The following is a 22,202-nucleotide window of genomic DNA, read 5'->3' on the forward strand; positions in this document are numbered from 1 at the left end:
TGAAGGAGGAAACATCATGGCAAAATTCGATCTGAATGACAGCGGCGTTGTCGTCATCGTCGGCTCCGGCGCCGGCGGCGGAACGCTTGGCAATGAACTGGCGCAGAAGGGCATCAAGGTCGTGATCCTCGAGGCAGGTAACCGCATCGAGAACCAGGATTTCGTCAACGACGAGTGGGAAAGCTTCTCCCAGCTCGCCTGGTCCGACATGCGCACCACCTCGGGAAGCTGGCGCGTCGCCAAGGATTTCCCGAACCTGCCGGCCTGGATCGTGAAGGCGGTCGGCGGCTCGACCACGCACTGGGCCGGCGCCTCGCTGCGCTTCGACGAGCACGAGTTCAAGGTCAAGTCGACCTACGGCAACCTCCCCGGCGCCAATCTGCTGGACTGGCCGGTCACGCTCGCCGAGATGGAGCCGTATTACGCCAAGGCCGAGGACAAGATGGGCGTAACCCGCACCAACGGCATCCCCGGACTACCCGGCAACAACAATTTCAAGGTGCTGGAGGCCGGCGCGAAGAAGCTCGGCTACAAGGAGGTCCATACCGGGCGGATGGCGATCAACAGCGAACCGCGCGACGGCCGCGGATCCTGCCAGCAGATCGGCTTCTGCTTCCAGGGCTGCAAGTCCGGCGCCAAATGGTCGACGCTCTACACCGAGATTCCGAAGGGTGAAGCCACCGGCAATCTCGAAGTGCGCCCGAACAGCATGGTGATCAAGATCGAGCACGATCCGTCCGGCAAGGTAACCGGCGTGGTCTATGCCGACGCAACTGGCGCGATGCAGCGCCAGAAGGCGCGTGTGGTGGCGGTCGCCGGCAATTCGATCGAGAGCCCGCGGCTGTTGCTCAACAGCGCCTCGACCATGTTCCCGGACGGCCTTGCCAATTCATCAGGCCAGGTCGGACGCAACTACATGCGGCACATGACCGGCAGCGTGTACGCCGTGTTCGAGCAATCGGTGCACATGTATCGCGGCACCACGATGGCCGGCATCGTCCGTGACGAGGCAAAGAACAATCCGAAACGCGGCTTCGTCGGCGGCTACGAGATGGAGACGCTGTCGCTCGGCGTGCCATTCATGGCAGCGTTCCTCAATCCCGGCGCGTGGGGCCGCACCTTCACCGGCGCGATGGAAGGCTATCCGCGGATGGCGGGCATGTGGCTGGTCGGCGAGGACATGCCGCAGGAGACCAACCGCGTGACGCTCGACCCGGCGGCCAAGGACAAGTTCGGCATGCCGGTCGCAAGCGTGCATTTCGACGACCATCCGAACGATCTCGCGATGCGAGCGCACGCCTACAAGCAGGGGTCTGCCGTCTACGAGGCGGTCGGCGCTACGGTGACCTACCCCACGCCGCCTTATCCCTCGACCCACAACATGGGCACCAACCGGATGAGCGAGAAGCCGCGGGACGGCGTGGTCAACAAGTTCGGCCAGACCCACGACATCAAGAACCTGTTCGTCTCCGACGGCAGCCAGTTCACCTCGGGTGCGGCCTGCAATCCGACGCTGACGATCGTGTCGCTGGCGATCCGGCAGGCCGACACTATCGCCGGCGCGATGCAGCGGAAGGAGATCTAGAGCGTGATGAGTTTGGTCGGATCGGTTCGCGGCGGTTTCGGTTCACCTCTCCCCGCCGGGGAGAGGTGAACTTTCGGCGCCGTTCGAGCTCGACCTAATCTCCTCACGTTTCAGTTCCCTCTGAAACTCAGACGGCCTTGTCCGGTCAGGACAAGGCCGCTTTTTTGCGTGATCGATGAGCGGAACTCTACTCCGCCGCGTCCATGATCGCCGCCGCGGTCCGGCGATAGTCCGGGACGGCTGCGGGCGCATTCGCCTTGGAACGATAGATCAGGCAGGAGCAGCGCAACAGCGAGGCGAAATTGTTGACCTCGCCGTGATGGTCGAGCACCTCGTTGTGCATGGTGGTCAGGAACTTGGCCAGCGACATGCCTTCCTTGGCCGCAATTTCCTCCAGCGTATCCCAGAACGACATTTCCAGCCGGATCGAGGTGCAGTGGCCATCGATCCGCAACGATCGGGTCTGCGATTCATAGTCGCGTTGCGGCTGGTGCGCGAATAAGTGGCACATGGCGATCCTCCGACAAGATTATAATTTTTCTAAACGATATACCTGCCCGGACGCCCCCACAATCCCACGTAGGACGTAGCCGCCACGGTCGCGAAGATAAGCGTCTTCAAGGCGATAGGCCGGAATCATCCCCAGCTGGAATCAGGCATTCGCAGCGAGCACATGCATTTGCGCTCTCGGCGCTCTAGAATGGGCAAGCCTCGAATCTCCTCACAACGGAGCGCCATGCCCGTCCGCCAGCTCCCCGAACAGGTCGTCAACCGCATCGCCGCCGGCGAGGTGGTCGAACGTCCCGCGAGCGTGGTCAAGGAACTCGTGGAGAATGCGATCGACGCCGGCGCGAGCCGGATCGACGTCTTCACCGATGGCGGCGGGCGGCGCCGGATCAGCATCACCGATGACGGCAGCGGCATGACGCGCGCCGATCTCGCCCTGGCGGTCGACCGTCATGCCACCTCCAAGCTCGACGACGAGGACCTGTTGCGGATCCGGACGCTCGGGTTCCGCGGCGAGGCGCTGCCGTCGATCGGCGCGGTGGCCAGGCTCGCCATCACCACGCGCCACGCGAACGAGCCGCACGCCTGGTCGCTGTCGGTGGATGGCGGCGCGAAATCCGACGTGATGCCGGCGGCGCTCGGCCATGGCACCCGCGTCGAGGTCAACGATCTCTTCTATGCCACACCGGCGCGGCTCAAATTCCTGAAGACCGACCGCACCGAAGCGGAGGCGATCCGCGAGGTGGTGCGGCGCCTTGCCATGGCGCGCCCCGACATCGCCTTCACGCTCGCCGGCGAGGAGCGCGCACCGGTGACCTGGGCGGCAGCGCTGCCCGGCGCCGCCGGTCGGCTGACACGGCTCGGCGATATCCTCGGCGCCGATTTTCGCAGTAGCGCCATCGAGGTCCACGCCGGACGCGAGGGCGTCGCGGTCGAAGGCTTTGCCGCCGCGCCCTCACTCACCCGCGCCAATGCGCTCGGACAATATCTGTTCGTCAACGGCCGCCCGGTCCGTGACAAGCTGATCCTCGGCGCGGTGCGCGCGGCCTATTCCGACTATCTGCCGCGCGACCGCCATCCCGTGGTGGCGCTGTTTGTCACCTGCGATCCCGAAGGTGTCGACGCCAATGTGCATCCGGCCAAGACCGAGGTGCGGTTCCGCAATGCCGGACTGGTTCGCGCGTTGATCGTGCACGCATTGAAGGACGGGCTGGCGCGCGAGGGCAAGCGCACCGCGGCGAACGCCGTCGACGGCACGACGTTGCAGGCGTTCCGCCCGTCGTTCGCACCGCCGCACCCCGGCAATTGGGACTGGCGCAGTTCGCCTTCCTTTCCGGTCAACCCGATGCGCGCGTTCGAGGGTGGCGCGGCGACCGCCTTCGCCGAGCCCGGCCAAGCCGCCTTCGACGTCGGCACGCCGACCGCCGACGTGCGCTTCGAGGCGGCGCCCGCGCCCGATCTGCTCGACCGTCCGCTTGGTGCCGCGCGCACCCAGATCCACGAGACCTATATCGTCTCGCAAACCCGCGACGGCCTCATCGTGGTGGACCAGCATGCCGCACATGAACGTATCGTCTACGAGAAGCTGAAGGCGTCGCTGGCGAAGAACGGCGTGCAGCGGCAGATTCTCCTGATCCCCGAGATCGTCGAGCTCGATGAAGCCACGGTCGAGAAGCTGCACGATCGCTCGGAGGAACTGGCGTCCTTCGGGCTTGCGATCGACTCCTTCGGTCCGGGCGCGGTGGCCGTGCGCGAAACGCCCTCGCTGCTCGGCAAGGCCAACGCGGCCGGACTGCTGCGCGATCTTGCCGAGCACTTGGCGGAGTGGGATGAGGCGTTGCCGCTGGAGCGGCGCCTGATGCATGTCGCCGCCACCATGGCCTGCCACGGCTCGGTCCGCGCTGGCCGGCGCCTCAAGCCGGAAGAGATGAACGCGCTGCTCCGTGAGATGGAAGACACGCCGAACTCCGGCCAGTGCAACCACGGCCGCCCGACCTATGTAGAATTGAAGCTGTCGGACATCGAGAAGCTGTTCGGGCGGAGGTGAACTTCACACGGTTCCGTAGGATGGGTGGAGCGCAGCGATACCCATCATTCGTAACGCGAGGGTGATGGGTATCGCTTCGCTCCACCCATCCTACGAATTCGCAATCCGCAGAAACACGAACTCCGTGTCATCATACGCGCGCCGCTCGAGTTCCTCGAAGCCTTCAGGCGCTGCGAACGCCGCAGCTTTCGCCTCTTCCACTACCAGCAACGCGCCCGGCGTCAGCCAGCCGCCGTCGCGCAGCGAACCGAGCGCCTTGCCGGCGAGCCCCTTGCCATAGGGCGGATCGAGGAACGCCAGCGAGAACGGCTCGACCGGATGCGCAGGCCCAAGATCGGTGGCGTCGCGGCGATAGACCTTTGTCACGCCGCCGAGGCCTAGTGACTCGACGTTGTTGCGCAACAGCGCCCGCGCCTCGGCGCCATTGTCGACGAACAGCGTGAATTTTGCGCCGCGTGAGACGGCTTCAATGCCCAGCGCGCCGGTGCCGGCAAACAGATCGAGCACACGCGCGTCCTCGATCGGGTTAGCATAGGCGTGGACGAGGATGTTGAACACGGACTCGCGCAGGCGGTCCGTGGTCGGCCGGATCTCTTGCGACTGCGGCGACGCAAGATTACGGCCCCGCAATCGTCCTCCGACGACACGCATTGATCTCTACTCGTCCTGCGGCTTGAGATCGCGCTTGCCGTGATAGCCGCGCTTGGGGCGGCGCGGCGGGCCGTAGCCGTTGGCTTCGTCCTCGTTGCGCGCGCGCGCCTCCTCGCTGCCGGTGCGCTGCACCAGCACGCGGCGGCCCTTGCGGTCGTTGATCAGCGCGCTTTTGCCCGCCGGCTTGAACGGCTTCTTGCCTTCAGGCGCGTTGCCCTCGTCTTCGGTCGCGGCCACGCGCTGCTCCGGCCGGTTGAAATCCGCGCCGGCAAGCTTAGCGATCTTCTCGCCGAGCTGTTCGCGCAGCACGCGCGTCTTGACCTCTTCGACCTTGCCCTCCTCGAGCTCGCCGAGCTGGAACGGGCCGTAGGACACCCGGATCAGCCGGTTCACCTCGAGGCCAAGATGCCCCATCACGTTGCGCACCTCGCGGTTCTTGCCTTCGCGGATCGCAAACACCACCCAGACGTTGGCGCCCTGGTCGCGCTCCAGCGTCGCATCGATCGGGCCATATTTGACGCCGTCGACCTCAATGCCGTTCTTCAGCGTGTCGAGTTGTCCCTGCGTCACCTCGCCATGCGCGCGAACGCGGTAGCGCCGCAGCCATCCGGTGTCGGGATGCTCCAGCGTGCGCGCCAGCCCGCCGTCATTGGTGAGCAGCAGCAGGCCCTCGGTGTTGAAATCGAGCCGGCCGATCGAGATCAAACGCGGCAGGCCCTCCGGCAGATTGTCGAACACCGTCGGCCGCCCCTCGGGGTCGGCATGCGTCGTCATCAGCCCGCGCGGCTTGTGATACATGAACAGCCGCGTTCGCTCGCGCGGCGGCAATTGCTTGCCGTCGACGGCCACGACATCGTTCTCGGTGACATCGAGCGCCGGCGAGTTGACCACACGGCCGTTGACGGTGACGCGCCCCTGCGTGACCATCTCCTCGGCATCGCGGCGCGAAGCGAGACCGGCGCGCGCCAGCACCTTTGCGATGCGCTCGCCCGCCTTCTTCGGCTTTGGCTCGGGACGCGAGCGTCTGTCGTCGTCATAGGAACGTTCGCGATAGGCGCCGCGGCCGCCGAAGGCCGGACGTTTCGCGAAGACCTTGCTGTCGTCCTCGTTTTCACGCCGCGGGCGGTCGTCGAAACGGCCTTCGCTGCGCGGGTGTTCCTGCCAGCCGGTGCGGCCTTCGGGCCGGTCGCCACCTTCTTCTTTGCGATCCCCGGAGTCGCCCTTGCGATCCCATCGCGGACGGCTGAATTTCGGGCGGTCGCCCTGTTCACGATCCTCGCGGGGCCGCGAAAACCGCGGCCGCTCCTCGCCACCGCGATCGTCGCGTGGCTTGTCATAACGGGGCTTGTCGAAGCGCGGCCTGTCGAAGTTCCGTGCACCATCGCGGGGCGGGCGCGAGTCGCGGTCACCCCGGTCATCGCGCTTCTGCCACGGCTTGGATTCGCCGCGCGGCGGCCGATCGCCAAAGTCCTTGCGCGGGCCGCGATCTGCCCGGTCGCTCTTGCGATCCGGAGCACCGCGGGAGAATTTCCTGTCGCCGCCGAATTTCCGTTCCGGCCGATCGCCATCACGCGGCGGACGCGGACTATACGGGCGATCACCGCGCGGCCGGTCACCGTCCTTGCGAAAACCTTCGCCGCGCGGCGTGTAGGGCCGCTTCTCGCCATCACGGTCTCGCGGCGTATATGGCTTCCGGTCGCCGAACTTGCGGTCGGACGAGCGCGCCGCCGGGCGCGCGTCGTCGCGATTATTCGGGCGATCGCCGCGGGGCGTGTACGGGCGCTTGCCCTCACGATCTTCGCGCGGCTTGTACGGACGCTTTTCCCGATCACCAGGGGCGCGATCGCGATCAAATCCCGGCCGATCGCCACGGGGCTTGAACGTGCGCTTCTCGCCGTCACCGTCGCGCGCGGGACGCTCACGGAACGGCCGATCGCCGCGGGGACGATCATCGCGGTTGAACCTCGGCTTGTCGGCGAAATCGCGGCGCGGCGCATCGCCGTCCTCGCGTTTGCGGAACGGACGATCACCGCCGAACGCGCGCTTCTCGCCGGTCGAGTCCTTGGCCCCAAAGCCGCGCTTGGCGAACTTCTTCTCCGGCCCACGGGCGGCGCCGGAGCGGCCTTTACCGCCGTCCGCGCGGCCCTTGCCGTCGCTGGCGCGGCCCTTACCGTCGCTGGCGCGGCCCTTGCCGCCAGAGGGACGATCACGCCGGCCGCGGGAATCGTTGTTTTTGTCGCTGTCGCGGGGCATGAATGATCTCGCTGGACGTTCAATTGGGATGCAAGGGTCACCGGACGTACGCGCCCTGTTGGCGGCGCGTTTGACGCAAAACCGGTATCCACTTTTGCTGAAGGCGAAGCTACTAGCAGGTTTCTTCCGATGATACGAGGCATGACAGCCCCTTCTTTTATGGATCTGGCGCTGAAAACGGCCGAAAATGCCGGAAAATCGGGCGAAGTCCCGATCGGATGCGTGATTGTGCGGGGTTACGAGGTGATCGCCACGGCCGGCAACCGCACGCTGACCGACTGCGATCCCACCGCCCATGCCGAGATTCTGGCGCTCCGGCAGGCCGCGGAGACCATCGGCACCGAGCGGCTGGTCGATTGCGACCTCTACGTCACCCTCGAGCCGTGCACGATGTGCGCCGGCGCGATCTCGTTGGCGCGCATCCGCAGGCTCTATTACGGCGCCACCGACCCCAAGGGCGGCGCGGTCGAGTCAGGCGTGCGGTTCTTCGCCCAGCCGACCTGTCACCACGTCCCGGAGGTCTACGGCGCCGTCGGCGAGCGCGAGGCCGCAACGCTGCTGAAGGATTTTTTCAGGGTGCGAAGGTAGGACCTTCCGCGTCATTGCGAGGAGCGATAGCGACGAAGCAATCCATGCCTCCGCCTGCGGTGAGATGGATTGCTTCGCTTCGCTCGCAATGACGGCGGGCTACGCTGCCAGGAAAAACTCCCGCAGCAGCTTCGCCGTCGCGTCCGGAGCTTCCTCGGTGAGAAAATGCCCCGAATCCACCGGCGCGCCGCTTACATTGGTCGCCCATTTCTTCCAGGTATCGAGCGGCGTGGTCGCCGCACTCGCAACGCCGGCATCGCCCCACAGGGCCAGCATCGGAATCGTGATCTTCTTGCCGGCGTCGACATCGGCCTTGTCGATCTCGTAATCGGCATAGGCGCCGGCACGGTAGTCCTCGCACATCGCGTGGATGCGGGCGGGATCGCGGAACGGGGCCAGATAGTGCTCCCGCGCGCGCGGATCGATGGCCGCGAGCGTCTTGCTCTTGGTCTGGCTCGCCATCTTCTCCTTGAGAAAGAACTCGCCCTGCCCCGAGATCAATGTCTCCGGCAGCGGATAAGGCTGCGCCAGGAAGGCCCAATGATAGATCTTCAGTGCTGACAGCCGGTTCAGCCGCTCCCAATAATCATAAGTCGGCGCGATATCGAGCACCGCGAGTTTTGACAGCCGGCCCGGATGATCGAGCGCCAGTCGATACGACACGCGGCCGCCGCGGTCGTGGCCGGCGAGCGCGAAATGCACATGGCCGAGTTGCTCCATCGCCTCGATCATGGTCTTTGCCCACGCGCGCTTGGTGTAGGGCGTGTGGTCCTTGTTGCTGTCCGGCATGTCGGACCAGCCATAGCCCGGCAAATCGGGGATGATCAGCGTGAATCGGTCGTCGAGTTTCGGCGCCACCTGATGCCACATCACATGCGTCGACGAGAATCCGTGCAGCAGCAATAGCGGCGGCCCCTTGCCGCCGACGCGGGCGAAGATGCGGCCCTGCGAGGTATTGATCCATTCTGAAGCGTAGCCGGGAAAAAGATCAGCGAGATCAGGCATCGATGGCTCCTTCCCTGCCGCGGCGCATCCTGCTTCAAACTTTGTTTGGCGTTGCCGCTGGCAGATCGCGGGTTTATGCCATTTCCAAGCTGCGCCAACAACAAACCGAAACGAGGAAGTGCCATGTCGATCGATTTCGAGATTCCCGCCGAAGCCAAGGCGATCCGCGAGAAGGTCCGCAAGTTCGTGCACGACGAGTGCATCCCCGCCGAAAAGGAACTCGACACCAAGCCGCTTGCCGACGTGCTCGGTCCGCTGCGCAAGAAAGCTCGCGCCCAGGGCCTGTGGTGCCCGTTCGTGCCGAAGGAGTATGGCGGTATGGGGCTCGGCCCGCTGGCGAACGCGCTGGTGCAGATGGAGCTCGGCGAAAGCATGCTCGGTGCGCTCTCGATGAACACGCAGGGGCCCGACGACGCCTCGATGATGACGATCCTCGCGCACGGCACGGAGTACCAGAAGGAGAAGTTCCTTAAGCCGCTTCTCAATGGCGAGAAGCGCATCTGCTTCTCTATGACAGAAAAGGCGGCCGGCGCCGACGCCACCGGCATGCAAACCACGGCGGTGAAGGACGGCAACGAGAACTACATCCTCAACGGCGAAAAGTGGTTTTCCTCGTCGGCGAGCGTCGCCGACATGGCGCTGGTGATGGCCAAGACCGATCCGAACGCGCCACGCCACAAGCAGTATTCGACCTTCATCGTCGAGCTGCCGAACCCCGGCTACCGTATCAAGCGCAACGTTGCGAACATGGCGATCGAAGGCCCACATGACGACGTCATCCATGGCGGTCATTCCGAGATCGAGATCAAGGACCTGAAGGTGTCCGCCGACAATCTGCTTGGCGGCGAGGGCAACGGCTTCAACATGGGCCAGCATCGCCTCGCCTATGGCCGGTTGCGCCACGGCATGCATAACGTCGCCAAGGCGCAGCGCGCGCTCGACATGGCCGTCGCCCACGTCACCAAACGCTCGACCTTCGGCCAGTTGCTGGCCGACCGCCAGGGGGTGCAGTTCATGCTCGCCGACTGCGCGAGCGAGCTCTATATCGGCCGGCTGATGCTGCTGCACATCGCCTACAAGGCCGAGAAGGGTCTCGACATCAGACAGGAAAACTCGATCGCGAAAATCTTCCATGCCCACATGGTGCATAAGGTGATCGACACCGCGATCCAGCTCCACGGCGCGCTCGGCTTCAGCCAGGATACGCCGCTCGCCAAATGGTACACGCAAGTGCGCTCGCAGCGGCTGGTCGACGGTCCCGACGAGGTGCACAAATGGAAGATCGGCAAGAACGTCATCAAGGCGTTCCGTGAGCACGGGACAACGGCAAGTGCGGCGGGGGGAGATTTGCTCTAGCTTATCGTCATTGCGAGCGAAGCGAAGCAATCCACTTCTCCGCGCAGGGATAGGTGGATTGCTTCGTCGCTTCGCTCCTCGCAATGACGAGGCGAGCTAACCCTTCCTCTCCACCTCCACCGCCTGCCAGGCGATGTCGCGGCGGCAGAAGCCGTCGGGCCATTTGATCCGGTCGACCGCCTGATAGGCGCGCTCTTGCGCTTCCGTGACCGTCTTGGCCATCGCGCAGACGTTCAACACGCGCCCGCCGTTCGCAAGGATCGCGCCATCCTTCGCCACCGTGCCAGCGTGGAAAATCTCGACGCCCTCGACCTTTGCGGCGTCATCGAGCCCGTCGATCCGCGTGCCCTTGGCGTAGTCGCCCGGATAGCCTTTCGCGGCCAGCACGATGGTCACGGCCGGGTCCGGAAACCAGCGGATGTCAAAGTTCTTCAGCTGCCCATCGCAAGCCGCGAGGAAGGCCGGCACAATGTCCGACATCATCCGCAGCATCAGCACCTGGCATTCGGGATCGCCGAAGCGGACATTGTACTCGAACAGTTTTGGGCCCTGCTCGGTCAGCATCACGCCGGCATAGAGCACACCGGTGAACGGCGTGCCGCGGCTCTTCATGCCCGCGACCGTCGGCAGGATGATCCGCGCCATGATCTGGTCGTGGATCTCCGATGTCACGAACGGGGTCGGCGAATAGGCGCCCATGCCGCCGGTGTTCGGGCCCTCGTCATGGTCGAACACGCGCTTGTGGTCCTGGGCGGTCGCGAGCGGGATTGCGGTCCCGCCGTCGCACAGCGCGAAGAAGCTGATCTCGCGGCCGGACAGGAACTCCTCGATCACGACCTCGGCGCCGGCCGAACCGAACGCGCCGTCGAACATCATGGCGATCGCGGCCTCGGCCTCGGCCAGCGTCTTCGCCACCACGACGCCCTTGCCGGCGGCGAGCCCGTCGGCCTTCACCACGATCGGCGCGCCCTGCGCGCGGACATAAGCCAGCGCGTCGTCGGCATTGTCGAAGCGGCGATAGGCGCCGGTCGGAATGTCGAACTCGCTGCAGAGGTCTTTTGTAAATCCCTTGGAGCCCTCGAGCTGCGCGGCCAACTTGTTTGGCCCAAATGCCTTGATACCGGCGACCGCGAGATCGTCGACGATGCCCGCCGCCAGCGGCGTCTCCGGCCCGACCACAACCAGATCGACCGCGTTGCGCTTGCAGAACTCGATCACCGCGGCATGGTCGGCGACGTCGAGCGCGATGCATTCGGCTTCGCGCGCGATCCCGGCATTGCCCGGCGCACACCAGAGTTTCGTCACCAGCGGAGACGCCGCGATCTTCCACGCCAGCGCATGTTCGCGGCCGCCGGAACCGAGCAGAAGGATGTTCATGAATGCAGCCAATTTGGGGGTACGGCGCCGTTTGGCACGGTGTAGCACGGCCCCGGACCGCCGCAATCGAGCAGTGCGATCCCATGTGGATATGTGAAACCGTGCCCGAAATGGGCCGCCGGGACCTTGCACATGGGAGCGAAAACCCCGATTCTATAAGCCGAATGACTGCTGCCCCGAATCTCGTCAACGCGCCCGAATTCACCGTTTCGGAACTCTCCTCCGCCCTCAAGCGGACCGTGGAGGACCGCTTCGGGCATGTCCGCGTCCGCGGCGAAATCTCCGGTTTTCGCGGGCCGCATTCCTCCGGCCACTGCTATTTCGCGCTGAAGGATGAGAACGCCAAGATCGAGGCGGTGATCTGGAAATTCGCCCACGCCCGGATGCGCTTCAAGCCGCAGGAAGGGCTCGAGGTCATCGCGACCGGCAAGCTGACGACCTATCCGAACTCCTCGAAATACCAGATCGTCATCGACTCGCTGGAACCGGCCGGCGTCGGCGCGCTGATGGCGCTGATGGAAGAGCGCAAGAAGAAGCTCGCGGCCGAGGGCCTGTTCGACGAGGCGCGCAAGCAGCTGTTGCCCTGGCTGCCGGAGGTGATCGGCGTCGTCACCTCGCCGACCGGCGCCGTGATCCGCGATATTTTGCACCGGCTGGAGGATCGTTTTCCCCGCCGCGTGCTGGTCTGGCCGGTCAAGGTGCAGGGCGAAGGTTCGGCCGAGCAGGTCGCAGCCGCCATCCGTGGCTTCAACGCGCTCCCCGAAGGCGGCCGGATTCCGCGGCCTGATTTGCTGATCGTCGCGCGCGGCGGCGGTTCGCTGGAGGACCTCTGGTCGTTCAACGAGGAGATCGTGGTCCGCGCCGCGGCCGAGAGCCATATCCCGCTGATCTCGGCGGTCGGTCACGAGACTGATATCACGCTGATCGACTTCGTCGCCGACAAGCGCGCGCCGACCCCGACGGCCGCCGCCGAAATGGCAGTGCCTGTGCGCAGCGAGCTGATGGTGGAAGTCGCGGGGCTCGCCCGCCGCACCATGGTGTGCTGGCAACGCGGCCAGGAGGCGCGCCGCAACGAGCTGCGCGCAGCGGCCCGCGCGCTGCCCGCGGCAAATGAATTGCTCGCGATTCCCCGGCAACGGCTCGACCATCTCGGTGCGGCGCTGCCGCGCGGGCTGAAGGCCAACACGCACGCGCATTTCCGCCGCTTCGCCGCGAGTAGCGCGCGGCTGACGATCGGCGTGCTGCGCGGCCAGGTCGTGCATGCGCGGCAGCGGCTGACCGCATCGGGCGAACGCATCACCCTGTCGGCGCGCTCGCTGCTTCATCGCCGGCGCGAGCGTTTTGCCGGGCTTGAGATCCGGCTGAAGGCCTCGAAGCTCGCCAATGCCCAGGCCCAGCGCAACGCGATCGCCCGCGATCTCGAACGCACCCACCGCCTTGCCGAGCGCGCCCGCCGGGCGCTGGCAACAGCAATGCAGCGGCTCGAGGCCCGCGTGACCCATAGCGGACAGTTGCTGTCGGCGCTGTCCTATCGCGGCGTGCTGGCGCGCGGCTTTGCGCTGGTTCGCGACGAGCGCGGCCATGCGATCCATGCAGCTGCGGCGGTCGGCCCCGGCGCCAGCCTCTCGATCGAGTTTGCCGACGGCCGCGTGGCGGCCACCGCAGACGCCGATCGAACGCCGGCCACGGCGGCGCCCGCGAGCGAGCCCAAGCCGCAGCCGCCACGTGAGGCAAAGGCTGCGGTCGGTCCCAAGCGCGTCGCCAAGCCGGTCGACCAGGGTAGTTTGTTTTAGTCTAAATCTCGACTTGGACCGGCACTCTGACTGCCGCCGCCGCGACGGGCGTGTGGATGTCGAGTTCCACATTGCTTGTCTTGAGAGTCACGACAAGCGCGTACCGGGCATTGCGATTGCAGGTCTTAGTCGAAGCCCTTCTGCGCCACCAGCCGTTCACCGGCTTCACGCACAACATGCTCCGCTGCAATAACTCGATAGCCCGGCCTTGCCAGACATCGCAATGCACTGACCCTGCTGAGATGCTGTCTTCGCCAAGCATCCATTTGCCATCAGCGGGTTCTCGCGATACGCGCGGGACTGGTGCAGGCTCGGAGGCGTTCACCCGCGCTTTGAACCGGGCGACCGACTCGTTACGTCGCTGATGGTCAAAACGCAGCCCGTAAGACTGATACCGCTGCGGGTCCACGTTTGCCGACAACCCCGGATTTGGGTCGATGAAGTATGACAGGGTCACCTTCAGCTCGACTGGCTCGTTCTCCAACTCTTCGAGCATAGAAGCCGGGATTGGCAAATCGTAGTAATGGCACTCGTTGAAACTGCGACCGCCTTGGGAGCGGAAAGGCTGGATATCAGCCTGCGCAATCAATGCGAGATGATTGCGTGCTGAGGCATTCGCTCGTTCGAAACTCGGCACACCATATCCGAACCTCCGGATCAGATCGTATCTGTTCCGTTTGTTCGGTGTGTCGCGAAACGCCGCCAGCATCGGGTCCGTCCATTCCGCGCTATGGATCATGAGCGCCCGGATGGTTTCGGACCAGTAGTCCGGATGCTCTGCCGACAACTGCGCTGCCATGCGCGCGACCTGTGCCGCTGCTGCGCTGGTCGCATCGAACGGGACAAGTGGTTGTCCCGTGTCGCTGCCAGTGGTCAGAAGAGAAAGCGACCCCATGGTCAGCATTTCCGTTCGGCCAGGATTGACCGCACGGTTGCCCGCTTCCATGACCAGTTCCGGTTTGAACGGGGATAGGCCTTGCGGCCATGTGACGCTTGTGCGGCTGTGCGGACTAAGTTCGCCTGCACCAGCCATCGGCGACCAATCGGTGTATCCGCCGTCCTGAATATCGATAAGGTCGGTATATCCGCCAACCGTCAGTGCGTTCCACGCCTGCGCCGGATCTTCTATTGGATATTCGTCCTGAGAGCGCAGCCTCGTATAGTCAACTTCGCTGACAATATTTCCGGCCGACAAAACGATGAGGCGCTTGGGCCGGACGATATCGGCTTCGTCTTCTTCGCCATCGCGTTCTTCATCGCCATTGGCGCGGTCGTCGTCCGCAATCATCCAGCCGGATGCCGCCTGATCAATGGCCGCGCTCCAGCCCGATGACGTAGCGCCAGACACGTTGTCATTGGTGATTGCCATGCAGTAGACGCGTCTGCGCTCTGGCGCCTCGAATTCCGGCAATACAATCGCGGATTGTGTGAGCACGCCGTAGCTGTTTGGTTCGTTTGCATCAAAACCATCGGGCGGCAGAAACTTCACCGACTCTACCCTGTGAGTCAATGTCCGCTCCTCTGTATCAGCCAGCGCGGCTGTCAAGTCGCCATGCAAAGCCATCCCGGCCATCGCCGTGCCATGTCCTTCCGCATCGTGGTCATCGACATCCCACTCATCGTTCAGGGCATGCATGTCTTGAGTAGATAGCGCGGGCTCAATGAGAGAATGTCCACGGTTTACGCCAGTATCAAAAATGCAAACCGCCGGAGCGTCTGTGCCCGGCCAGATAATACGCTCGGCAAGACCATCAACCCACTCCTGCTGCTCGCCACGCACCTCATCGGTGAAAAATATCGGGTTGTCCGTGCCGAGGCGCAACTCCGCGATGGCATCTGTCGCAAACATCATAAGCTCAATCGTCGTGCGATTGGTCAAAACCGGTACCACGACAATTTCAGGGAAATACAAGCGACGGTCGGCATCAGCAACACGCAGATTGAGACGCGCGCAGACATCCAAAATGGCTGCTTCGCGATCGCGGAAGCACCACAGGCCCCACCACATTTGCGTCTGCGTATCGTCAGGGGTCGGCTTTTGATCAGTCCAAAGCGTCGCTATCCGGACCGTGCGGATTGCTTCGATTGCCTCAACCTTCGTCTTGTTTGGCGGGTTCTGGCTTTCCTCCAGAAGCGCGCCGTTCAGATATTCATCCAGAATTCGCTCGAAAGCCGCGCGCGCGTGATCGGGAACATAGAGCGCAATCGTTCGCCGATTGGTGTCATCGGTCTTTACCGCGCCCGCTCGAATTCCTTGCGTTTTCATGTCAAGTGAATCGGCAGGCGTGCCTCGACGCAGTTCTACTTCGACATAAGCGCCGGTCGCCGGTTCAAGACGTTCGTCCGTCGTCCGCAACTGGTCAGCCGCCGCAAAAGCGACGTTCAGTTCATTTTGGATACGCGCGCCGTGCTCTTCGCGAATACGGACCGCCGGATTGCCGCGAGAGCCTTCACCGGAATAGTCGCTGACAGCAACAGACGCCGTAACATCAATATGAGGAAGCGTGAACCTTGAAGCCATACATTATGAGCTTTCCGAATCCATGAAAGCCGTTCGCATCGAATGACGCTCTTGCAAACGGTCGATAATATCTTCCGTAGTCAATTGCCTGCGCTCATCAAGAATTGCCGTCTTCACCGCATCGTCCGCCCCACGAACGATTTCCGACTGGCTTAAGCCTTCGGCTGCGTGAATGATTTTCTGCCAAGCAGGCTTCACGATCTTCATCGGGCCGACGTTGGCGGCAATAAGAAGTTTGATTTGCGCAGAAGTAGGCGCATCGAATTCAAGAACCTGATCGTACCGGCGCAGCAAGGCGCGGTCGAGCAGTGACGGGTGATTTGTCGAGCAGATTATGACGCTGTCCGTCGAATTGCCTTCTTCCATGAACTGCAAAAACGAATTGAGAACGCGGCGCATTTCCGCCACGTCGTTCGTCGCGGTGCGTTGCCCGCCGACGGCGTCGAATTCGTCGAATAGATATACGCCGCGCCGTTTGGCGGTCTCGTCAAATATCAAGCGCAGCTTCGCAGCCGTCTCGCCCATGTAGCGCGTGATCAAGCCCTCAAGGCGGATGATATAAAGCGGTAGATGCAGCTCTCCTGCGAGTGCTTCTGCCGACATCGTCTTGCCGGAACCGGGCGGGCCGACGAATAAAACGCGGCGGTTCGGCGTCTTACCATGTTCGCGTAGCGAGTCGCGCTTGCGCTGCTGGCGCAGAATGTCCGTAAATCTCGCGAGCAATCGGTCATTCAGGACGACATCCTTGAGCGTGTATCGCGGGTCGCGCAGCTCAAGCAAACCCTCGAGGCTGCCGCGAGGACTTGCAAACGCAATTGGCACCGACGCGCCGCGCGAATTGCGCGCGCGGGCCTTGTCGATCTCAGACCGCAGTTCCTGCGCCGTTTCCTTGCGACCCTGTCGCGCCTCGGAAGCCGCCACCTGCAAAGCAATCGAGAAGAACGCGTCTTCATCGCCTTCGGCGCGGCTTCGCAACATTGCGATGATTTGCTTCGTATTCGACACGGAAACGGACCTTTCGGGGCAATCTTATTATAGCGCGGCCTACCAACGAACGAGTTTTTGCGCCCCTGCAACCGGCCGGAGAGTAGCGGGGAAATCTCAAGGGACTTTCAACGCCCCTAAAGATTCCTCTGGACTAATCTAACAGGCTTCCGAATAATTGTAACAGAAATTCGGGGATGTTATGGCAACTGCAAGAAAAGGCCGGGGACGGCCCGCTAAGCGGCCTACAACGGTGGTCCGGCTACCGATCCCGATAGCCCGGGTCGCCAAACAATTCGCCAGCCAGCCATTTCGGGCGTCCGGCATTACCGCATTTCTTGATGTGGCCACCCGTACCAGCGCCACGATATCCTTGGTCAGCTCCAAGGTCGCCGCAGGGTTTCCATCGCCGGCGGACGACTATTTGGACCGGGCACTCGACTTCAACGAACTGCTCGTAAAAAACCCTGCCGCCACCTTCGCGGTTCGCGTCGCTGGTGACAGCATGATTGGCGCGGGCATTTTTCCTGATGACATCGCTATCGTGGACCGTTCACTGGCCCCGACCGACCGATGCATCATCCTCGCGCTGGTGGACGGTGAGTTCACCTTAAAGAGATATCGCCGGCGCGGCGGCAAGACTTGGCTTCAGGCCGAGAACCCCGACTACAAAGACATTCAGATTACGGACGATGTTCCGTTTGAAGTGTGGGGCGTCGTCAGCAATTCAATCCGCACATTTTGAGGAAACATGCCGGTCCCCATTGCGCTCGTTGACTGCAATAATTTCTACGCGTCCAGCGAGCGCGTCTTTCAGTCCGGATGCGCTACAAGTCAGTTGTGGTGCTCTGGTAACGACGACTGAATCATCACTCGCGCGATCTAGCTAGCCTAGCGCGCCAGCCATTCGGCGACGCGCTTTTGCGCATCCTTTCGCGCGTCGGTGTCGGTGCCGACGTGACCGCGCTCGTCGGCCGCAACTTCGGACGAGGCAGCGATCACATGAAGCGGCAGGTTGGCGCGGTCGAAGCCGTGATAGGCATCGGGATAGACCACGATCCTGGCAAGCGCGCTGCGGCCGCGGGCGCCGTCGACCATCTGATGACAGGCCGACGGTGACGAGACATCGTCGCGACCGCCGATCAGCACCAAGGTCGGCACCCGCGCGCTCCAGCCGAGACCGGAAGACGAGCGGCAGTCCGGATAGAACGCAATCGCCGAGCGGAAATCCGGCTCGGCGTTGCGCGACCACATCTGGGGCCGCACCGCCCACAGCAAGGCGGCAGCGCCATTGCCCCAGCCGACCAGGCTGATGCGATCGTGCGCGGCCCATTTCTGCTGCACCAGCCATTGCCGCGCGGCATTGATGTCGGCCACGCGCTCGCGGCGGATCAGAACCTGATGCTCCTTGGAGCGGCATTGCGGACCAAGCTCGCGCGAGCCGTAACTATCCGGCAACAGCACCGCGCGGCCCGTCTTCAGGAGCTCCTCGGCCCAGTCGCGATAGCGCGGCAGCACCGGCTCGGAATGGCTGGCGAGGCCGCCGCAACCATGCAGCGCGATGACGGTGGGAAACGGACCATCGCCATCGGGCCGGTAGAGCTGCGCGTGCAGCGTCACATTGCCGTCGGAGATTTCGACCTGATGCGGAGCCGGCAGAGGCGCCGCGGCCGCAAGCGGCGCAGCAAACATCGTCAGAAACATGAACGCTGACTTGAGGCGCATCCCGTCCGGCCGTCTCGTTATGGTGCTGGATTCACAGCGAACCACACCTGCAAGGCTATCATGTGCCTCCGCCGCCAAATCATCACAAGTCGGTGGTTTAACGGGCGGACACCGCACCCTATCTGTGATAGACGACTTCATGAACATCCAGTAAGCCTTGCGCGAGGCAAGCGCCGAAATAGGAAGATCGGAACTCAATCGTGCTGAACAAGTTCGGTCCCTCGGGCCATGGCGAAGCGCAGGTGCAGTATCTCGACGGCGACTTCCGCGTGATCTCGCCCGGTACCTATGTGCGCTGCGCGATATCTGATGCGCGGATTCCGCTCGACGAACTGAAGTACTGGAGCGTCGACCTGCAGGAGGCCTACGCCGTTCCGAGTGCGGTGCTGCAGCGCCATTACCCCGGCGCGCTCAAGACGCAAAGCTAACTCCTCTCAAGGCTCGCTCCTCTCTCGCAATCGCCTGTCCCTTGCCCTGAACAGCTGATCGGTCACGAAACGCCGCAGCGCGGCGGCGTCCTCGAATTGCAGCATCACCGGGAATGGCACGATAGCCTGTGCCCAGACGGGCAGGCCATCCGCGCCGCGCAACCGCGCCAGGTCTTTTTCCGTCGTCACCAGCGTCAACCCATCACGCGCAGCGTCCGCCACGAGCTCATCGATCTCGCCGCGCGTAAAGGCATGATGATCGGCAAAGGACCTGCCGCGCACGACCTCGACGCCGTTTGCCCGCAGCGTGTTGAAGAAGCGCGCGGGATCGCCGATGCCGGCGAAGGCAAGGACGCGTTTGCCGCGCAGCACCGCGAGCGAGGCTTCGTCCGGCTTCAGATGCGCGGACAGCACCAGCCTGCCGCGCGACGCGACCTCGGCCGCGATCCTCTCGGCGGCCTGCCCCTCGCCGACGACGATCAGCGCGTCGGTGCGCTCGAGCTGCGGCGGCAGCGGCGCGCGCAACGGGCCCGCCGGAATCACCCGGCCGTTGCCAACGCCGCGCGTGCCGTCGATCACGATCAGCGAGGCATCCTTGACGACAGCTGGATTCTGGAAGCCGTCATCCATCAGGATGACGCTCGCGTTCTGTGCCCGCGCCAGGGTGAGACCCTCGGCGCGGTCGCGTGCGATCACGACCGGCAGCGTCGTCGCCATCATCAGGGGCTCGTCGCCGACATCTGCCGCCATATAGCGTTCCGGATCGACCTGGACCGGGCCGCGTAGCCTGCCGCCGTAGCCGCGGCTGAGCACGACCGGCCGCTCGTCGAGCTCGCGCAGCAGCTTGGCCAGCGCCAGCACGGTCGGCGTCTTGCCGGCGCCACCGACGTGATAATTGCCAACGCAGAGCACGGGAATCCCGGCATCGACGCCGGCGCCCTGCATGCGCTGCGCGGCGACTGCGCCGTAAAGCGCGGCAAGTGGGGTCAACAGATGCGATGTCCAAGACGACGGCCGGTGCCAGAAGGCCGGCTCACGCATTGGCGGCTCCCATCTCGAGCCGCAATTGCAACAGATAGGGCTCCAGCGCCGCAAGCGTGCGGTCGAGCGCACCGCCGAGTTGCTCGACCACGCGTTCGGACGCCGCGAGCGACGTCTCGCGGGCAACAGGATCGGCGAGGAACTGGCCGAGCTGCTTGACCAGCGCTTCCTGGCCATCGGCGCGCCTGCCGCCGCCGGCCCGATCGAGCGCATCATAGACATCGGTGAAATTGAAGACATGCGGACCATGCACGATCGCAGCTCCGAGCTTCACCGCCTCGATCGGATTTTGTCCGCCATGCGCGACCAGCGAGCCGCCCATGAACACGATCGGCGCCAACCGGTAAAACAGGCCGAGCTCGCCCATCGTATCGGCGACATAGATGTCGGTGGTCGCGACCGGCAGGTCCTCATGCGAACGCAGGCCGGGCCGCAGGCCAGCTTCCGTCACCAGCCGCGCGACCGCCTCGCCGCGATCGGCATGGCGCGGCACGATCACCGTCAGCAGACCAGGGAAGAATCCCGAGAGCGTCTTGTGCGCCTCGATCAGGATCTCTTCCTCGCCCGGATGGGTGGATGCCGCGACCACGATCGGGCGGCCGCGCGTCACCGACATCAGCCGCTCCAGCTTGGCGGGATCGGCCGGCGGTGCCGCGACGTCGAGCTTGAGATTGCCCGTGGTGATGACGTTGCGGCCGCCGAGCGCGGCAAAGCGTTCGCCATCGGTGTTCGACTGCGCGAGGCACAGGTCGAAGCGTCCGAGCAGCGCCGAGATGGTGTTGGAGACCCGGCGCCAGCGCGGGAACGAGCGCTGCGACATCCGCCCGTTGATCAGCACCATCGGCAGCCGCCGTGCCGCGCACGACAGGATCAGGTTCGGCCACAGGTCGGACTCGATGAACAGCGCCAGCGAGGGCCGCCAGTGATCGAGAAAACGCGCGACATAGCGCGGCGAGTCATACGGCACGTATTGATGGATCACGTCGGGCGGGAAACGTTTGGCAACGATTGCGGCCGAGGTCACCGTGCCTGAGGTGACGAGAATGCGCAGATTGAGCGCGCGCAAGCGCTCGATCAGCGCCGCGGCCGCCAGCACCTCGCCGACGCTGGCGCCATGGATCCAGACCAGCGGGCCGTGCGGGCGGACATCGGCGCTCATGCCGCGCCGCTCGTCGACCCTTTCAGGGTCTTCCTTGCCGAGCTTGAGCCGCCGCTTGATCAGGGCAGGCGCGAGCGGCACCATCGCGGACGACAGCTTGCGGTAGACGCGCAACGTCATCGGGAGCGAGCTAGCCAAGCGCTGCCTCCGGTCGCCCGACCGCTGCATAGGCGCGTCGGGTCGATTCGTTCAGAAGATGCTCCACCTGCTGCCGAAGCTTTTCCATCGTCTCCGCGTCGGCATCGGGCGGCACACGGACCGGATCAATACCTACCACTGCGCCGCGCCCGAATGGCAAATTGATGGTGGTGGAATCCCAGTTTTTCAACCGGATGAACCGGCTGGTGACCATCGCAAAGGGAATGATCGGCCGGCCGGTTTCCCGCGCCAGCATGATGGGGCCGAGACCGGCGACCCGCGCCCGCTTTGGCACATCGGCCGTGGTCGCGATATTGCAGCCGTCCTGCAGCGCCCGCACCATCTCCATGAAGGCGCCGACGCCGCCCTTGCGGTGGAACCCGCCGGAATGGTCGCCGGAACCTCTGATAGTGCCGATGCCGAGCCGTTCGGCCGCAAGGGCGTTGAATTCACCATCACGGTGGCGGGAAATCAGCACCTTGGCGCGGTAGCTGTCGTTGGTCCTGATGAACGGCGTCATGAAGTGCTGGCCATGCCAGAACACGAAGATCGCCGGCATCATCGGCTCGACCTGCGCGTAGACATCCGGCGGGTCGTAGACAAAGCGGTTGGTCAGCCAGACCAGCCGCAGATACTCGGCCGCAAGCACACCCAGCGCGCGCTGCACGAAGCTGCTGCGCAGCAAATCGCGAAATAGTCGTTTCAATTGGAGTGCTTCGCGTCCTGCTCTGGGTCGAGCAACCGGTGGAGATGTACCACGAAATAGCGCATCTGGGCATTGTCCACGGTCTGCTGCGCCTTCGACCTCCAGGCCGCATAAGCGGTCGCGTAGTTCGGGTACACGCCGACGATCTCGACCTCGTCGAGATTCTTGAAGGTGTTGTGTTCGAGATCGGTCAACTCGCCGCCGATGACCAAATGAAGCAATTGCGGCTGGGCATTGTCTGACATGATGGATCTTTCCTAACGAGATGCCCGGCAAGCAAATTGGGTAACGGTCTTCACAGCTCAGGTCGTAACAAGTCTGGTCGTAACAAGTCTGGT

The 22,202-nt window shown here is 64.0% G+C and carries 19 protein-coding genes; 7 read left to right on the top strand and 12 right to left on the bottom strand.

The window, feature by feature from the left end:
* Nucleotides 1-16 precede the first annotated feature (16 nt).
* Nucleotides 17-1,585 carry a GMC family oxidoreductase gene (locus ACP2YO_RS40510; protein WP_426436778.1) on the top strand — a complete coding sequence of 523 codons (1,569 nt, stop codon included), beginning with the start codon at nucleotides 17-19 and terminating at the stop codon, nucleotides 1,583-1,585.
* A 187-nt stretch (nucleotides 1,586-1,772) separates the two neighbouring features.
* On the opposite strand, the gene ACP2YO_RS40515 is transcribed toward ACP2YO_RS40510, so the two are convergent.
* Nucleotides 1,773-2,096 (bottom strand): ribbon-helix-helix domain-containing protein, encoded by a 324-nt coding sequence (locus tag ACP2YO_RS40515; RefSeq protein ID WP_426436779.1) that lies wholly within the window; start codon nucleotides 2,094-2,096, stop codon nucleotides 1,773-1,775.
* A gap of 225 nt (nucleotides 2,097-2,321) precedes the next feature.
* On the opposite strand from ACP2YO_RS40515, the gene mutL reads away from it, so the two are divergent.
* Nucleotides 2,322-4,139, top strand: coding sequence for a DNA mismatch repair endonuclease MutL (gene mutL, locus ACP2YO_RS40520; RefSeq protein WP_426436780.1), 1,818 nt, complete (start codon nucleotides 2,322-2,324; stop codon nucleotides 4,137-4,139).
* 90 nt (nucleotides 4,140-4,229) lie between these two features.
* Here the strand turns inward: mutL and rsmD are convergent, their stop codons facing one another.
* Both rsmD and ACP2YO_RS40530 read right to left on the bottom strand, forming a co-directional pair.
* Nucleotides 4,230-4,790: a 16S rRNA (guanine(966)-N(2))-methyltransferase RsmD gene (rsmD, locus tag ACP2YO_RS40525; RefSeq protein WP_426436781.1), complete on the bottom strand. Its 561-nt coding sequence runs from the start codon at nucleotides 4,788-4,790 to the stop codon at nucleotides 4,230-4,232.
* A 6-nt stretch (nucleotides 4,791-4,796) separates the two neighbouring features.
* On the bottom strand, nucleotides 4,797-7,043 hold the full coding sequence (locus ACP2YO_RS40530; RefSeq protein ID WP_426436782.1) for a pseudouridine synthase: 2,247 nt from the start codon (nucleotides 7,041-7,043) through the stop codon (nucleotides 4,797-4,799).
* A gap of 141 nt (nucleotides 7,044-7,184) precedes the next feature.
* On the opposite strand from ACP2YO_RS40530, the gene ACP2YO_RS40535 reads away from it, so the two are divergent.
* Complete coding sequence (locus ACP2YO_RS40535) at nucleotides 7,185-7,631, top strand: nucleoside deaminase (RefSeq protein WP_426436783.1); 447 nt, start codon at nucleotides 7,185-7,187, stop codon at nucleotides 7,629-7,631.
* A 99-nt stretch (nucleotides 7,632-7,730) separates the two neighbouring features.
* Here ACP2YO_RS40535 and ACP2YO_RS40540 read toward each other — a convergent pair whose 3' ends face one another.
* Nucleotides 7,731-8,636: an alpha/beta fold hydrolase gene (locus ACP2YO_RS40540; RefSeq protein ID WP_426436784.1), complete on the bottom strand. Its 906-nt coding sequence runs from the start codon at nucleotides 8,634-8,636 to the stop codon at nucleotides 7,731-7,733.
* Between the two features lie 123 nt (nucleotides 8,637-8,759).
* Here ACP2YO_RS40540 and ACP2YO_RS40545 point away from each other — a divergent pair, with 123 nt between their 5' ends.
* Complete coding sequence (locus ACP2YO_RS40545; RefSeq protein ID WP_426436785.1) at nucleotides 8,760-9,992, top strand: acyl-CoA dehydrogenase family protein; 1,233 nt, start codon at nucleotides 8,760-8,762, stop codon at nucleotides 9,990-9,992.
* A gap of 96 nt (nucleotides 9,993-10,088) precedes the next feature.
* On the opposite strand, the gene purD is transcribed toward ACP2YO_RS40545, so the two are convergent.
* Nucleotides 10,089-11,369, bottom strand: a complete 1,281-nt coding sequence (gene purD, locus ACP2YO_RS40550; protein WP_426436786.1) for a phosphoribosylamine--glycine ligase — start codon at nucleotides 11,367-11,369, stop codon at nucleotides 10,089-10,091.
* A gap of 164 nt (nucleotides 11,370-11,533) precedes the next feature.
* Here purD and xseA point away from each other — a divergent pair, with 164 nt between their 5' ends.
* Nucleotides 11,534-13,162, top strand: a complete 1,629-nt coding sequence (xseA, locus tag ACP2YO_RS40555; RefSeq protein WP_426436787.1) for an exodeoxyribonuclease VII large subunit — start codon at nucleotides 11,534-11,536, stop codon at nucleotides 13,160-13,162.
* Nucleotide 13,163: 1 nt separating this feature from the next.
* Here the strand turns inward: xseA and ACP2YO_RS40560 are convergent, their stop codons facing one another.
* Entirely contained in the window at nucleotides 13,164-15,683 is a 2,520-nt protein-coding gene (locus ACP2YO_RS40560) for a S8 family peptidase (protein WP_426436788.1), read from the bottom strand.
* Nucleotides 15,684-15,686: 3 nt separating this feature from the next.
* Complete coding sequence (locus tag ACP2YO_RS40565; protein ID WP_426436789.1) at nucleotides 15,687-16,688, bottom strand: AAA family ATPase; 1,002 nt, start codon at nucleotides 16,686-16,688, stop codon at nucleotides 15,687-15,689.
* A gap of 232 nt (nucleotides 16,689-16,920) precedes the next feature.
* Here ACP2YO_RS40565 and ACP2YO_RS40570 point away from each other — a divergent pair, with 232 nt between their 5' ends.
* The gene (locus ACP2YO_RS40570) at nucleotides 16,921-17,412 is read left to right on the top strand and encodes a LexA family protein (protein ID WP_426436790.1); all 492 of its coding nucleotides are present in this window, start codon (nucleotides 16,921-16,923) and stop codon (nucleotides 17,410-17,412) included.
* A 146-nt stretch (nucleotides 17,413-17,558) separates the two neighbouring features.
* Here ACP2YO_RS40570 and ACP2YO_RS40575 read toward each other — a convergent pair whose 3' ends face one another.
* Nucleotides 17,559-18,392 carry a dienelactone hydrolase family protein gene (locus tag ACP2YO_RS40575; protein WP_426436791.1) on the bottom strand — a complete coding sequence of 278 codons (834 nt, stop codon included), beginning with the start codon at nucleotides 18,390-18,392 and terminating at the stop codon, nucleotides 17,559-17,561.
* 200 nt (nucleotides 18,393-18,592) lie between these two features.
* Between ACP2YO_RS40575 and ACP2YO_RS40580 the strand changes: the two genes are divergently transcribed.
* Complete coding sequence (locus ACP2YO_RS40580) at nucleotides 18,593-18,820, top strand: DUF2093 domain-containing protein (RefSeq protein WP_426436792.1); 228 nt, start codon at nucleotides 18,593-18,595, stop codon at nucleotides 18,818-18,820.
* A gap of 6 nt (nucleotides 18,821-18,826) precedes the next feature.
* Here the strand turns inward: ACP2YO_RS40580 and lpxK are convergent, their stop codons facing one another.
* From lpxK to ACP2YO_RS40600, 4 genes are read right to left on the bottom strand one after another with little or no spacing between them, the layout of a single operon-like run.
* Nucleotides 18,827-19,861, bottom strand: coding sequence for a tetraacyldisaccharide 4'-kinase (gene lpxK, locus ACP2YO_RS40585; RefSeq protein ID WP_426436793.1), 1,035 nt, complete (start codon nucleotides 19,859-19,861; stop codon nucleotides 18,827-18,829).
* A complete protein-coding gene (locus ACP2YO_RS40590) occupies nucleotides 19,854-21,158 on the bottom strand; it encodes a 3-deoxy-D-manno-octulosonic acid transferase (RefSeq protein ID WP_426436794.1) in 1,305 nt (434 codons plus the stop codon). Before ACP2YO_RS40590 ends, lpxK begins: the two co-directional genes overlap by 8 nt.
* Nucleotides 21,151-21,864, bottom strand: coding sequence for a lysophospholipid acyltransferase family protein (locus ACP2YO_RS40595; protein WP_426436795.1), 714 nt, complete (start codon nucleotides 21,862-21,864; stop codon nucleotides 21,151-21,153). The genes ACP2YO_RS40590 and ACP2YO_RS40595 overlap by 8 nt, the downstream gene beginning before the upstream one ends.
* Entirely contained in the window at nucleotides 21,861-22,109 is a 249-nt protein-coding gene (locus ACP2YO_RS40600; protein WP_426436796.1) for a DUF4170 domain-containing protein, read from the bottom strand. Before ACP2YO_RS40600 ends, ACP2YO_RS40595 begins: the two co-directional genes overlap by 4 nt.
* Nucleotides 22,110-22,202: the final 93 nt, after the last annotated feature.

Source organism: Bradyrhizobium genosp. P (assembly GCF_049949265.1).
Lineage (GTDB): Bacteria > Pseudomonadota > Alphaproteobacteria > Rhizobiales > Xanthobacteraceae > Bradyrhizobium.

What these genes read in the sequence shown, in the direction of transcription:
- ACP2YO_RS40510 (WP_426436778.1), top strand. Translation starts at nt 17, where the DNA reads ATGGCAAAATTCGATCTGAATGACAGCGGCGTTGTCGTCATCGTCGGC.
- ACP2YO_RS40515 (WP_426436779.1), bottom strand. Translation starts at nt 2,096, where the DNA reads ATGTGCCACTTATTCGCGCACCAGCCGCAACGCGACTATGAATCGCAG.
- mutL (WP_426436780.1), top strand. Translation starts at nt 2,322, where the DNA reads ATGCCCGTCCGCCAGCTCCCCGAACAGGTCGTCAACCGCATCGCCGCC.
- rsmD (WP_426436781.1), bottom strand. Translation starts at nt 4,790, where the DNA reads ATGCGTGTCGTCGGAGGACGATTGCGGGGCCGTAATCTTGCGTCGCCG.
- ACP2YO_RS40530 (WP_426436782.1), bottom strand. Translation starts at nt 7,043, where the DNA reads ATGCCCCGCGACAGCGACAAAAACAACGATTCCCGCGGCCGGCGTGAT.
- ACP2YO_RS40535 (WP_426436783.1), top strand. Translation starts at nt 7,185, where the DNA reads ATGACAGCCCCTTCTTTTATGGATCTGGCGCTGAAAACGGCCGAAAAT.
- ACP2YO_RS40540 (WP_426436784.1), bottom strand. Translation starts at nt 8,636, where the DNA reads ATGCCTGATCTCGCTGATCTTTTTCCCGGCTACGCTTCAGAATGGATC.
- ACP2YO_RS40545 (WP_426436785.1), top strand. Translation starts at nt 8,760, where the DNA reads ATGTCGATCGATTTCGAGATTCCCGCCGAAGCCAAGGCGATCCGCGAG.
- purD (WP_426436786.1), bottom strand. Translation starts at nt 11,369, where the DNA reads ATGAACATCCTTCTGCTCGGTTCCGGCGGCCGCGAACATGCGCTGGCG.
- xseA (WP_426436787.1), top strand. Translation starts at nt 11,534, where the DNA reads ATGACTGCTGCCCCGAATCTCGTCAACGCGCCCGAATTCACCGTTTCG.
- ACP2YO_RS40560 (WP_426436788.1), bottom strand. Translation starts at nt 15,683, where the DNA reads ATGGCTTCAAGGTTCACGCTTCCTCATATTGATGTTACGGCGTCTGTT.
- ACP2YO_RS40575 (WP_426436791.1), bottom strand. Translation starts at nt 18,392, where the DNA reads ATGCGCCTCAAGTCAGCGTTCATGTTTCTGACGATGTTTGCTGCGCCG.
- lpxK (WP_426436793.1), bottom strand. Translation starts at nt 19,861, where the DNA reads ATGCGTGAGCCGGCCTTCTGGCACCGGCCGTCGTCTTGGACATCGCAT.
- ACP2YO_RS40600 (WP_426436796.1), bottom strand. Translation starts at nt 22,109, where the DNA reads ATGTCAGACAATGCCCAGCCGCAATTGCTTCATTTGGTCATCGGCGGC.